At 71.5% G+C, this 12,487-nt stretch carries 9 protein-coding genes; 4 read left to right on the top strand and 5 right to left on the bottom strand.

The genetic code is table 11. The features are described 5' to 3' along the window. Positions 1-76: 76 nt before the first annotated feature. Positions 77-886 (bottom strand): M15 family metallopeptidase, encoded by an 810-nt coding sequence (locus tag ACFVZW_RS33880; protein ID WP_384529692.1) that lies wholly within the window; start codon positions 884-886, stop codon positions 77-79. Here ACFVZW_RS33880 and ACFVZW_RS33875 point away from each other — a divergent pair. Then, positions 885-1,454, top strand: coding sequence for an NUDIX domain-containing protein (locus tag ACFVZW_RS33875; protein ID WP_384529689.1), 570 nt, complete (start codon positions 885-887; stop codon positions 1,452-1,454). The two genes, ACFVZW_RS33880 and ACFVZW_RS33875, sit on opposite strands and share 2 nt — an antisense overlap. 58 nt (positions 1,455-1,512) lie before the next feature. Here the strand turns inward: ACFVZW_RS33875 and ACFVZW_RS33870 are convergent, their stop codons facing one another. Then, positions 1,513-3,867 (bottom strand): glycoside hydrolase family 31 protein, encoded by a 2,355-nt coding sequence (locus tag ACFVZW_RS33870; RefSeq protein WP_384529686.1) that lies wholly within the window; start codon positions 3,865-3,867, stop codon positions 1,513-1,515. Positions 3,868-4,083: 216 nt separating this feature from the next. On the opposite strand from ACFVZW_RS33870, the gene ACFVZW_RS33865 reads away from it, so the two are divergent. Continuing rightward, a complete protein-coding gene (locus ACFVZW_RS33865) occupies positions 4,084-6,054 on the top strand; it encodes an acetoacetate--CoA ligase (protein ID WP_384529684.1) in 1,971 nt (656 codons plus the stop codon). A 60-nt stretch (positions 6,055-6,114) separates the two neighbouring features. On the opposite strand, the gene ACFVZW_RS33860 is transcribed toward ACFVZW_RS33865, so the two are convergent. Next, the gene (locus ACFVZW_RS33860; protein WP_384529681.1) at positions 6,115-7,434 is read right to left on the bottom strand and encodes an aminotransferase class I/II-fold pyridoxal phosphate-dependent enzyme; all 1,320 of its coding nucleotides are present in this window, start codon (positions 7,432-7,434) and stop codon (positions 6,115-6,117) included. A gap of 47 nt (positions 7,435-7,481) precedes the next feature. Between ACFVZW_RS33860 and ACFVZW_RS33855 the strand changes: the two genes are divergently transcribed. Beyond that, positions 7,482-8,765, top strand: coding sequence for an MFS transporter (locus ACFVZW_RS33855; protein WP_384529678.1), 1,284 nt, complete (start codon positions 7,482-7,484; stop codon positions 8,763-8,765). A gap of 23 nt (positions 8,766-8,788) precedes the next feature. Next, a complete protein-coding gene (locus ACFVZW_RS33850) occupies positions 8,789-9,685 on the top strand; it encodes a hypothetical protein (protein ID WP_384529675.1) in 897 nt (298 codons plus the stop codon). A 65-nt stretch (positions 9,686-9,750) separates the two neighbouring features. On the opposite strand, the gene ptsP is transcribed toward ACFVZW_RS33850, so the two are convergent. Together ptsP and ACFVZW_RS33840 are read right to left on the bottom strand one after the other, a co-directional pair. Further along, positions 9,751-11,421, bottom strand: a complete 1,671-nt coding sequence (gene ptsP, locus ACFVZW_RS33845; RefSeq protein WP_384529672.1) for a phosphoenolpyruvate--protein phosphotransferase — start codon at positions 11,419-11,421, stop codon at positions 9,751-9,753. An 83-nt stretch (positions 11,422-11,504) separates the two neighbouring features. Next, complete coding sequence (locus ACFVZW_RS33840; RefSeq protein WP_362372008.1) at positions 11,505-11,954, bottom strand: PTS glucose transporter subunit IIA; 450 nt, start codon at positions 11,952-11,954, stop codon at positions 11,505-11,507. Positions 11,955-12,487: the final 533 nt, after the last annotated feature.

Below are 12,487 nucleotides of genomic sequence, written 5' to 3'. Positions count from 1 at the left end.
CGTCCGTCGCCTGGGCCACCGCCCTCTGGTACTGGAACACCCAGAACGGCCCCGGCCGCCCGTCATCCGCCGCGGATCAGTGACCGGCCACCGACCGCCGCGCCACGGGGAAATCGAAGAACGTGCTCGGGAACGGCTCCGGCTTGAACGTGAAGTGCCACCACTCCTCGGGCAGGTTCACGAACCCCTGCTCCGCCAGCGTCCCCTTCAGGAGCTGCCGATTGACCCGCTGCGCACCCTGTATCCGCGGATCGTCGGTGTGCGACAACGTGTCGAAGCAGTCGAAGCCCGTGCCCATGTCGACGGAGTTATCCGGGAAGCGCCGGTCCTGCGGCGCAGAGCACTCCACCAACGGCTCGCCCGGCACATACGGGCGGGTGTGCGCCGCCGGCAGCTTCACGATGGTCAGATCGACCGTCGAGCCGCGACTGTGTCCGGACTTCTCGGCGATGTAACCGTCCGCGAACAGCCTCGACTTGTCGACCAGGGGATAGAACTCCTTTTTCATCTCCTCGTCCTGGAGGTCCTTCGCCCAGCGCACGAAATGGTCGACCGCCCGCTGCGGCCGGTAGCAGTCGTAGACCTTCAGCGAGTAGCCCCGTGCGAGCAGCTTCACCTGCGCGCGGTGCAGCGCCTCGGCGGCGGGACGGGTCAGGATGCACAGCGGCTGTCGGTAGCCGTCGACCTTCTCGCCCACGAAGTTGTGCACCGTGGTGTAGCGCATCTCCTGGATGATCGTCCGGTCCACCGAGCTCAGCGCCACGAACTCCTTCGGGGCCTTCGGCTCCGGCTTGGCCTGCGCGGACGGTACGGCGGCGGTGGCGGCGAGCAGACCGGCGGACGCCAGCACACCGACGGTACGGAATACGGAAGCAAGTCCTCTCATGTGCACCGTCTATCAGTTCCGCGGGGCACGGGAAAGAGTGATCGCGTACGGTCCTGTCGTGAAGGACTCCTACTGCTCCAGCTGCGGCGCCCGTTACGCCGAGACCGCCGACTGGCCCCGCACCTGCGCCGCCTGCGGCTCCGTCGCCTACCGCAACCCGCTGCCCGTCGCCATCACGCTGCTTCCCGCAACAGACGTGCGAGGAACGGGACTTGTCGTCATCACGCGTACGATCGAACCCGCCAGGGGCGAGGTCGCGCTCCCCGGCGGCTTCATCGACCACGCCGAGGACTGGCGCGACGCCGTCGTCCGCGAGCTGCGCGAGGAGACGGGGATCGAGGCGCCGGCGGGGGAGGTGCGGCTCGCCGACGCCCTCAGCTCCCCGGCCGGACACCTCCTCCTCTTCGGCCTGCTCCCGCCCCGCCAGGCATCCGAACTGCCGCCCTCCGCCCCCACGGACGAGACCACCGGATGGCACCTGCTCCACGCCCCGGCCGAACTGGCCTTCCCGCTCCACACGGAGGCGGTACGCCGCTGGTTCGCGGGGAGGTACACCTACGGAACCTGAGGACGATCGGTAGGGGCGCCCTCGGAATCCTGACGAACCCTGAGGAACCCGAGGGCCGTCACCCCGCCAGGCCCCGCACCCGCACCGGAAGCGCCACCTCCTCCGAACCCGCGTCCGTCACCCGCTCCACCACGACCCGGCCGTCCACGAGCCGCGACGCGTACCGCTCGATCTCGGCCTTCTCCCAGCCGTCCCCGGTGTCCCGTACGACGAGCCCGCCTCCCGTCCGCCCGGCAGCCGGCGCCCACACCTCCAGCTCGAGCCCGCCGTCCGCACCCCGCACGGGAATCACCGAACCGGCCCGCGCGAGCACCGGGATACGGGACGGCGGCGCGTCCAGGAGGACCTGGCCCGGCCCCTCGTAGGCACGCCCCGTCGCCGTGTCGTACCAGCGCCCGCGCGGCAGCCGCACCGCACGCCGGTCCGCGCCCGGGACGAGGACCGGCGCCACGAGCAGCCCGTCGCCCACCAGGAACGCGTCCTCGCAGTCCCGCAACGCCCGGTCCTCCGGAGCGCCCCACCACACCGGCCTGACGTACGGCGCCCCGGTCAGCCGGGCGAGCTGGGCGAGCGTGACGAAGTACGGGCGCATCCGCTCCCGCTCGGCCAGTGCCACGCGCGCGTGCTCCAGGACCTCGGCGCCGAACTCCCACGGCTCACGCCGCCCGGCGTCGATCGCCGCATGCGTACGGAACAGCGGCAGCCACGCCCCCAGCTGGTACCACCGCAGGAACAGCTCCGGCGACGGACTCCCGTCGAAGCCGCCGACGTCCGGCCCCGAGTACGGCACCCCGCAGAGGCCGAGCCCCAGCACCAGCGACAGGGACGCCCGCAACCCCGGCCAACCGGTCGCCACATCACCGGACCAGGTCCCGCCGTACCGCTGCATCCCGGCCCAGCCCGAGCGCGAGAAGAGGAACGGCCGCTCGTCCGGCCGCAGCCGGCACAGCCCCTCGTAGCCGGCCCTCGCCATCGTCAGCCCGTACACGTTGTGTGCCTCGCGATGGTCGCCGCCCCGCCCCTCCAGGGCGTGCCGGGACGAGCGCGGCAGCGTCTGGTCCCCGAAGGGGGAGAAGGAGACCGGCTCGTTCATGTCGTGCCAGATCCCGGAGAACCCCTGCACGAGCCGCTCCTCGTACAGGCCGCCCCACCACTCCCGTACCGCCGGATCCGTGAAGTCCGGATAGGCGCACTCGCCCGGCCAGACCGCCCCGTGCACCTCGTTCCCGCGCCCGTCGCGGACGAACGCGCCGGCCGCAGAACCACTGTCGTAGACCGCGTTCCCCGGCTCCGCCTTCACCGCCGGGTCCACGATCGACACCAGCCGCACCCCCTGCTCCCGCAGCTCGCCCGCGAGCCCCGGCAGATCGGGAAACCGTTCGCGGTCCACCGTGAAGATCTGGTGCGCGTCGTAGTGGTCGATGTCCAGGTGCAGCACGGACAGGGGTAGCCCCCGCTCGCGGTAGCCGTCCACCACCCGCCGCACCTCCTTCTCGCTGCCGAACCCCCAGCGCGCGTGCTGGGGACCGAGCGCCCAGGACGGCGGCAGCGCCGGCGCGCCCGTCAGGGCCGCCCAGCCGTGCAGCACGCGCGCGGGGGTGCCGACCACGACCCAGCAGCGCAGCGGTCCGCCCCCCATCCGGACCTCGCTCGTCCCCGGCCGGTCGTGTCCGGAACCCGCGCCCTCCTCACCTTCGGTGAGGGTGACGTGGCCGTCCCAGGAGTTGTCGTGGAAGGCCAGATGCGTGCCCGCGTCCGAGACGACGAACTGCACCGGCATGGTGATGTACAGCGGATCGTCGCCGGGGGAGAAGCGTCCCTTGGGGTCGGTGTTCCACAGCCGGTACGAGCCGTCGCGCAGCCGCGGCCCCGACGCCCGCCCGCCGAGCCCGAAGAACCGCGCGTCCGCCGGTACCTCGCTGCGCTGCACCCAGCGCGCCGGCCCGCCCGCGACCGGCTCCCACCAGCGCGGCGGCAGGTCCCGGCGCAGCACCACGCCACCGGGCGTACGGATCTCCACCGCTCCGTGCCGGGACACCGCGACCGTCACCCGCTCCGACACCACCCTCCAACCGCCGTCGGTGTCCGGCTCCAGCTCGGCCCGCGGGTCCGGCTCCGGCGGCTCACCGTCCAACGCGTACGACGGGAGCGGCTCCGCCCCGTCCCAGCCCCAGAAGACCGTGCCCCCGGCGGACACGGTGATCCGCAGTTCTGAACGGGCGAACCGGATGATCCCGCCGCCCGGCAGCGGCTCCGCCCCGCCCACCGGACCCGGCACCCGGGCCCGCTCCGTCCCTCTCGGCGGCAACCCCCACGCATCCGTACGACGCTGCCGCCACGCCGCACGCACCGCCCGCAACCCCTGCACCGATCCGAACACCCTCACCGAACGCACCAGCTCACGACCGTCCATGCAGCTCACCCTGCCATTCGGCGAGGCCCCCGCGCGGTTCGTTCAACTGCCGTTCACCCGTGGTGGGAGCACATATTCAGACGTCCGACCATGGGCGGGGAACCCTGGTGCGAAAGACGATCACATGGCATCGTCCCTGTCAGCCGCGTCACGCGCACACCCCAGCACGTGCGCGCGACACACGCAGACCCGCGTACGCCCAGGGAGAGCCGCCCCATGACATCAGCGCACACCGAGCCGCTCTGGCAGCCGGACGAGGAACGCATCGCCGCCGCAGCGGTCACCCGCTTCCAGTCCTGGGCCGCCGAGCGCCACGGAGCCCCGGCCGAGGGCGGATACCCGGCCCTGCACCGCTGGTCGGTGGACGAGCTGGAGTCGTTCTGGCAGGCCGTCGCCGAATGGTTCGACATCCGCTTCTCCACCCCGTACGAGCGCGTCCTCGGCGACCGCTCCATGCCCGGCGCCGAGTGGTTCCCGGGAGCCACCCTCAACTACGCCGAGCACGCCCTGCGCGCCGCCGCCGAGCGCCCCCACGACCCGGCCCTGCTCCATGTGGACGAGACACATGAGCCGCGCCCGATCAGCTGGGCCGAGCTGCGCCGCCAGGTCGGCTCGCTCGCCGCCGAGCTCCGCGCCCTGGGCGTCCGCCCCGGCGACCGCGTCAGCGGATACCTCCCCAACATCCCGGAGGCCGTCACCGCCCTCCTCGCCACGGCCGCCGTCGGCGCGGTGTGGACCTCCTGCGCCCCCGACTTCGGCGCACGCAGCGTCCTCGACCGCTTCCAGCAGGTGGAGCCGGTCGCCCTCTTCACCGTCGACGGCTACCGCTACGGCGGCAAGGAGCACGACCGCCGTGAGACGGTCGCGGAGCTGCGCGCGGAACTCCCGACCCTCCGCGCCGTGATCCACATCCCCCTCCTCGGCACCGAGCCCCCCGAGGGAGCCCTCGCCTGGTCGGACCTGACCTCCGCCGACGTGGAGCCGGTCTTCGAGCAGGTGCCGTTCTCCCACCCGCTGTGGGTGCTGTACTCCTCCGGCACGACGGGCCTGCCCAAGGCGATCGTGCAGTCCCAGGGCGGCATCCTGATCGAGCACTTCAAGCAGCTCGGTCTGCACTGCGACCTGGGCCCCGAGGACGTGTTCTTCTGGTACACCTCCACCGGCTGGATGATGTGGAACTTCCTCGTCTCCGGCCTGCTCACCGGCACCACCGTGGTCATCTACGACGGCAGCCCGGGCTACCCCGACACCGGCGCCCAGTGGCGGGTGGCCGAACGGACCGGCGCGACGCTGTACGGCACCTCCGCCGCGTACGTCATGGCCTGCGCCAAGGCGGACGTCCACCCGGCGCGGGACTTCGACCTCTCGGCGGTCAAGTGCGTCGCGACCACCGGTTCCCCGCTTCCGCCCGACGGCTTCCGCTGGCTGCACGACGAGGTCCGCGAGGACCTGTGGATCGCCTCGGTCAGCGGCGGCACGGACGTCTGCTCCTGCTTCGCGGGAGCGGTCCCGACCCTCCCCGTCCACATCGGCGAGCTCCAGGCCGCCGGCCTCGGTACGGACCTGCAGTCCTGGGACCCGTCCGGCAAGCCGCTGATCGGCGAGGTCGGCGAACTGGTCGTCACCAACCCGATGCCGTCCATGCCGATCCACTTCTGGAACGACCCGGACGGCAGCCGCTACCGCGACAGCTACTTCGAGATGTTCCCCGGCGTCTGGCGCCACGGCGACTGGATCACCATCACGGACCACGGCTCGGTCGTCATCCACGGCCGCTCCGACTCCACCCTGAACCGCCAGGGCGTACGGATGGGCAGCGCGGACATCTACGAGGCCGTCGAACGGCTCCCGGAGATCCGCGAATCCCTCGTCATCGGCCTCGAAGAGCCGGACGGCGGCTACTGGATGCCGCTCTTCGTCCACCTCGCGGAGGGCGCGACGCTGGACGAGGCGCTGATCAAGCGCATCAAGCAGACGATCCGCACCGAACTCTCCCCGCGCCACGTCCCCGACGACATCATCGAGGTCCCAGCCGTCCCGCACACCCTCACGGGCAAGCGCATCGAGGTCCCGGTCAAGCGCCTCCTCCAGGGCGCCCCGATGTCCAAGGCGGTCAACCCGGGCTCGGTCGACAACCTCGACCTGCTCGCCTTCTATGAGAAGCTGGCACGCGACCGGGCGAAGTGAGTCATGCCGGAGGGGGATGGGGTGCCTTCCGGATCCCATCCCCCGACGGGGAGAGAGCCACTACCCCCCGTACGTCGCCTGAGCCTCGCCCAGCACCTCGGCGAAGTCCGAGGCCAGCCGCCCCGCCGCCTCCGCCTCCAGCGCCGCCGTCGTGATCCGCACTGCTGTCGGCGTCGCGATGCGGAACCGCGCCCCGGCCGCGACCCACCACCCCCGCGTCCGCAACCCGTTGACCACGGCCGACTCGTCCCGCACCGGCACCCACACGTTCAGCCCGCTCGACCCGACGGCGGCGATGCCGTGACCCGCCAGCGCGTCGATCAGCGCTGTGCGCCGCGCGGTGTACGCCGCCTCACCGGCCGCCACCAGCCGCGTCACCGCCCCGTCCGCGAGCAGCCCGGCCGCCGTCTCCTGCAGGACGTGGCTGACCCAGCCGGACGTCATCAGCATCCGCCCGTCGTGCCGTGCCAGCGTCGCCGCGTCGCAGGCGAGCCCGGCCCACCTGAGGTCGATCCCCAGGTGCTTGGACGCGGTCCGCACCTGCGCCCACCGTTCGAGACCGGCCGCGGCCAGGGTGAAGGCCGGCGCCCCCGCGATGTCGGCGTTGTGGTCGTCCTCGACGACGAGGACCGTCGGGAACTCCCTGAGCACCGCCACCAGTTCGTCCCGCCGCGCCTCGGTGACGTACGCGCCCGTCGGGCACTGCCCCCGTGGGCTGCACACCACCGCCCGCACGCCGGCCCGCAGCGCCGTCCGCAGGGCGTCGGGCACCAGGCCCTCGCCGTCCACGGCGACCGGCGCCATCCGCAGCCCCAAGGCCGGTACCAGGTCCAGTAGATGGTGGAACCCGGGATCCTCGACCGCCACCGCGTCCCCCGGCCGCAGCTCAGTGGAGAGCAGGCGTGCGATGCAGTCCAGCGCGCCGTGCGCGAACGTCACATGGTCCGTCGGCACCCCGTCCCGCTCGAACCACGCCCGGGTCAGCTCCTCCAGGGCCGGCAGCCGGGGAGCCGCGCGGTGGGATCCGTACACCGGCGGCACGAGGGCCGGCGGCCGTAGATCCGGCATGAACGCGGGGTCGGGATGGCCGCCCGCCAGATCCACCAGACCGGCGGGGACCCGCGGCGGCCGGCGCGAGGCCACCGACGGCACCTCCGAGACGACGGTCCCGCCCCGCCCACGCGTCATCACGACGCCCCGCTGCCGCAGTTCCTTGTACGCGGTGGCGACGGTGCCCGGACTGACCCCGAGCTCGTCCGCGAGCCGGCGTACCGGAGGCAGCGCGTCCCCCGGGCCGAGCCCGCCCTCGGCCACGGCCTGTTCAACGGACGCGGCAATCCCCTTGGCCGTCGTCCCGACAATCGAATATTGTGTTGCCACGTACTGAACTATGTATCAATACAATGCTCCGGTCAAGGGGGAACCGAGTGAGTCGTCGAACTCCGAGGCACAGCACGGTCCTGAACCGCATACCCGGCGGCCGCGACGGCCGCCACATGCTCCTCGTCAGCATCATCGACAAGATCGGCACCGGCCTCTGGGCCGGCTGCACCGTCCTCTACTTCACCTACGTCTCCGGGCTCGGCCTCGGTCAGGTCGGCCTCCTCATGACGATCTCCGGCGGCGTCGGCATCGCCGGCGCCCCGCTCGCCGGGCGCCTCGCCGACCGCTTCCCGCTCGTCCGGATCATCGTCGGCGCCCAACTCATGCGCGGCGCCGCCCTCCTCGCCCTCCTGACCACCGACAACTTCCTTCTGCTGACGCTCTACTCCGCCCTCGGCGCCCTCCCCGACCGCGCCGGCAGCGTCCTCATCAAGCTGTACGCGGCCCGCCTCGCCGGCTCCGACCGCGTTCGCTACCAGGCCATCCAGCGCACCACCGTCAACATCGGCTGGTCCATCGGCGGCCTCGGCGCAGCCGCCGCACTCGCCACCGGCAGCACCCGCGCCTACGGGCTCCTCCTCATCGGCAATGTCGTCACCTACCTCGTCATCGCCGTCCTCACCCTGCGCTGCGCCGAACCCCCCGCCCCCTCCCGCATCGCCGCCACCTCCGCCGCGGCGGGCGACCGAACAGCCGCCACACCCACGAGCCCGTGGCGCGACCGCACCTTCCTCGGCTACACGGCCACCGACGCCGCCCTCTTCCTCGACGACACGATCCTCCAGGTCGCCATCCCCCTCTGGATCGTCCACGCCACCGCCGCACCCGTCGGGCTCGCCCCGCTGCTGCTGGTCCTCAACACCGTCCTGGTCGTGCTCTTCCAAGTCCCGCTCGCCCGGTTCGGCGCCACGGCCGAGGCCGCCCGGCGTCTCCTCGTCCCGCTCGCCGGCCTCTTCGTCGTCGGCACCCTCGCCCTCGCCGCCTCCGCGGCCGGCGGACGCACCCTCGCCATCACGGCCCTCGTCGTCGCCGTCATCGCCCTCACCTTCGCCGAGATCGTCCACGCGACCTCCTCCTGGGAGCTCTCCGTCGCCCTGGCCCCCGCCGAAGCGCAGGGCGCCTACCTCGGCGTCCACGGGCTCGCTCAATCCACCCAGCGATTCGCCGGCCCCCTGCTCGTCACCGGCGTGATGACCGCCGGCGCACTCGCCTGGCCGCTCCTCGGACTCGGCCTCGTCGCCGCGGGCGCGGCGCAGCACCGGGTGATCCGCGACCGGATCACGAAGCCGTCACTGTCAGTGGCGTCGGTTACGGTGAGTGAGCACTGATTGACAGCGCTCAGGGGGAGACCATGACACGACCCGGCACCACCACGACCCTGCGCCGCGCCCTGCGCCGCGAAGTCCCCAGCACCGTCGGCCTCCTCGCCGACGAGGACGACTTCACCGCCATGCGCCGGTACGACACCTTCGCCTTCGACGACCACCCGGCCTACCTCCGCCAGATCGAGGGCCTGCTCAAGTCACTCGCCGGCCAGGGCGGGCACACCACCGTCGCCCTCTTCGACCCCGAGGAGTACGCGCAGTACTGCGAGGACACCGGCCTCGACCCCGACCGCCCCGCCAGTCGAAGCCGCTTCACCGCCGAGCTGGCCGCCACCGGAGCCCGCATCCCCTACACCGGCCAACCCATGACCACCCTCGTCCCCACCCTCATCGACGCAGCCGTCCGCCGCGCCACCTGGGAGTACGCCGCCCTGCTCCTCACCGACACCGGCGACTGCGCCGACTGCGGACAGGACATCGGCCGCGCCGCCTTCGACCGGGCCTCCCACCTGCTCATGCGCCTCCTCGAAGCCGCGGGCCCCGGCACCCACCACCTCGTCTGCAGCGTCCCCGCCGCGGACGAACAACTCCTCGCCGTGCTCCACGCCACCCGCGACCAGCACGGACCCGCCCACCTCGACAGCGGCGCGGGAGCCGAATTCGCCACCGTCCTCGCCGCCGGCATCGCCCACGACAGCCCAGGGGGAGTCGTCCTGCGCACCACGAGCCCCGGAGCACGCGACCGCCTCCACGGCTGGCGCCTCACCCAGGGCACACTCCACCCCCTCACCGAAGCCGAGGTGTTCAGCGCCTACTGCACCGACGCCCACACCGGAGAACCACTCCCACCCGAACCCCACGTCGACTACCGCGCCGGCTTCCCCGTCACCCCCGAGGACGAGGACTGGCCCACCCACCACTGACGCGGAAGGGGCTCCCCGCCACACATGTGACGGCAAGCCCCTTCAACAACCACGACGTGCCGGGATCACTCCCCGGACAGCACCGCCTGCGCGGCCACGCGGGCCTCCTCGGCCGTGTCCGCCGCGCGAGCCGCCGCGGCGGCACGCTCACACTGCGCCAGCGTGTACTTCGCCAGCGTCGCCCGCACATACGGAATCGACGCAGCACCCATCGACAGAGAGGTGACACCCAGACCGGTCAGCACACAGGCCAGCAGCGGATCCGAAGCGGCCTCGCCACAGACACCACAGCTCTTGCCCTCGGCCTTGGCAGCCTCGGCGGACAGCGCCACGAGGTCGAGCAGCGCCGGCTGCCACGGGTCCTGCAGCCGCGACACCGCTCCGACCTGACGGTCGGCGGCGAAGGTGTACTGAGCCAGGTCATTGGTGCCCAGCGACAGGAACTCCACCTCCTGCAGGATCGAACGTGCCCGCAGAGCGGCGGAGGGAATCTCCACCATCGCGCCGAACTTCGCCTGCAGTCCCGCCTCACGGCACGCGTCGGCGAAAGCCTTCGCGTCCGTGCGGTCGGCCACCATCGGCGCCATGACCTCGAGGTACACCGGCAGGCCCTCGACGGCCTTCGCCAGCGCCGTCAGCTGCGTCCGCAGCACCTCGGGGTGGTCGAGCAGCGAACGCAGACCCCGCACACCCAGCGCCGGGTTCGGCTCGTCCGCCGGCGTCAGGAAGTCGAGCGGCTTGTCCGCACCGGCATCCAGCACCCGCACGACCACACGCCCCTCGGGGAAAGCCTCGAGCACCTTGCGGTACGCCTCGATCTGCTTCTCCTCCGACGGAGCCTTCTTGCTGTCGTCCAGGAAGAGGAACTCCGTACGGAACAGACCGACGCCCTCGGCCCCGGCCTCCACCGCGGCCGGCACATCGGCCGGACCACCGACATTGGCCAGCAGCGGCACCTTGTGCCCGTCCGAGGTCGCGCCCGGACCGCTGGACGCCGCGAGCGCGGCCTTGCGCTCGGCGGCGGCCGCCGTCATCCGCTCTTTACGCTCCTCGGTCGGGTCCACGAAGATCTCGCCCGTGGAACCGTCCACCGCGATGACCGTGCCCTCGCCGATCTCACCCGCGCCCGGCAGAGCGACCACGGCCGGCACACCCAGCGCCCGCGCGAGAATCGCGCTGTGGCTGGTCGGCCCGCCCTCCTCGGTGACGAAACCGAGGACCAGCGTCGGGTCGAGCAGCGCCGTGTCCGCGGGAGCCAGGTCCCGCGCGATCAGCACGTACGGCTCGTCGCTGTCCGGCACACCCGGCATCGGCACACCCAGCAGACGCGCGACGATACGGTTCCGCACATCGTCGAGGTCGGCCACGCGTCCGGCCATGTACTCACCCGCGCCCGCGAGCAGCTCGCGGTAGTGGGAGAAGGCGTCGTAGATACCGCGCTCGGCCGTGCTGCCGACCGCGATCCGGCGGTCGACGTCGGCGATGAGCTCCGGGTCCTGGGCGATCATCGCCTGGGCCTCCAGCACGTGCTGTGCCTCACCCCCGGCCAGATTGCCGCGCGCAATCAGGTCGGCAGCCACAGCTTCCACGGCCTGGCGGGCGCGCCCCTGCTCGCGCTCCGCCTCGTCGGCGGGAATCTGCTTGGCCGGCGGTTCCAGAACCGCCGTGCCCATGTGCCGGACCTCGCCGATCGCCACTCCGTGGCTGACGCCGACGCCTCGCAGCGTTGTCTCCATCTCACCCGTCTCCGATAGAGCGGCGGCATCGGGCCGCCGCGATGAATGTCGAACTCGTGGTCGTCACGAGGACGACGCCGGCCTCAGTTCCAGCTGAAGAGCTGGTCGTCGGCCTTCACGTCGCCGCTGTCGACGACATCGGAGAGAGAGTCGGCGGTGGCCTCCAGGGCCACGACGGGGCAGATGGGGGACTTGCCCGCGGCCTCGACCTCGGCAGGGTTCCAACGGACGACGGCCTGTCCCCGCGTCACGGTGTCCCCCTTGTTCACGAGCAGCTCGAAGCCCTGCCCGTTGAGCTGAACGGTGTCGATCCCGAGGTGGGTCAGCACTCCGTGGCCCTCGCCGTCGACGACGACGAACGCATGCGGGTGCAGGGACACAATGACGCCGTCGACCGGAGACACGGCCTCCGACGGCTCACGTACGGGGTCGATGGCGGTGCCGGGTCCGACCATCGCGCCGGAGAAGACCGGGTCGGGTACAGCGGCGAGACCGATGGCGCGTCCAGCAAGTGGCGACGTCACGGTTGTCATGGGAAGCCTCCCAGGGGCGGAGATTGTGTGGCGCCGTCACTACCTGTCCTGGACGGCGTACTGTTCAGAAGCGTATGTCATACGAAGTCCCGGTTCCGCACGAGACGTACCAGTTGGCGGACCTAGGGACTAGCCGGAAACGATTTGCCTCTACTGACGGTGGGATGTACTGTCGTACTCCTGCCTGACCCCAACGCGACTTTGAGTCGTGGGTCGGCAGCACCTATCAAGCCAGATCCTAACCCCAGTGGTCTACACCTCTGCATGTCCGCGGAGGGGTGGTCGGGGGGAGTGAAAAAGCCTGGTAGTGTTTGAAGCCGCCGCAAGGGAAAGCGCGAAAAGCGAATTCCGGAAACGGCAAACCCGCTCCAGCGGGTGGCGGAAACGGAAATCGGATCTGCTAAGCTGGAAACACGAAAGACCGAAGGGAAAAGCCCAGAGGAAAGCCCGAGAGGGTGAGTACAAAGGAAGCGTCCGTTCCTTGAGAACTCAACAGCGTGCCAAAAATCAACGCCAGATTAGTTGATACCCCG

Origin of the sequence: Streptomyces sp. NPDC059567 (assembly GCF_042735655.1) — a bacterium.
GTDB lineage: Bacteria > Actinomycetota > Actinomycetes > Streptomycetales > Streptomycetaceae > Streptomyces.
Note: the sequence above shows the minus strand (reverse complement) of the source record. Positions and strands in the feature narration are given on the sequence as shown.

Coding starts and splice junctions, on each gene's coding strand:
- ACFVZW_RS33875 (WP_384529689.1), top strand. CDS start 885: ATGTGCACCGTCTATCAGTTCCGCGGGGCACGGGAAAGAGTGATCGCG.
- ACFVZW_RS33880 (WP_384529692.1), bottom strand. CDS start 886: ATGAGAGGACTTGCTTCCGTATTCCGTACCGTCGGTGTGCTGGCGTCC.
- ACFVZW_RS33870 (WP_384529686.1), bottom strand. CDS start 3,867: ATGGACGGTCGTGAGCTGGTGCGTTCGGTGAGGGTGTTCGGATCGGTG.
- ACFVZW_RS33865 (WP_384529684.1), top strand. CDS start 4,084: ATGACATCAGCGCACACCGAGCCGCTCTGGCAGCCGGACGAGGAACGC.
- ACFVZW_RS33850 (WP_384529675.1), top strand. CDS start 8,789: ATGACACGACCCGGCACCACCACGACCCTGCGCCGCGCCCTGCGCCGC.
- ptsP (WP_384529672.1), bottom strand. CDS start 11,421: ATGGAGACAACGCTGCGAGGCGTCGGCGTCAGCCACGGAGTGGCGATC.
- ACFVZW_RS33840 (WP_362372008.1), bottom strand. CDS start 11,954: ATGACAACCGTGACGTCGCCACTTGCTGGACGCGCCATCGGTCTCGCC.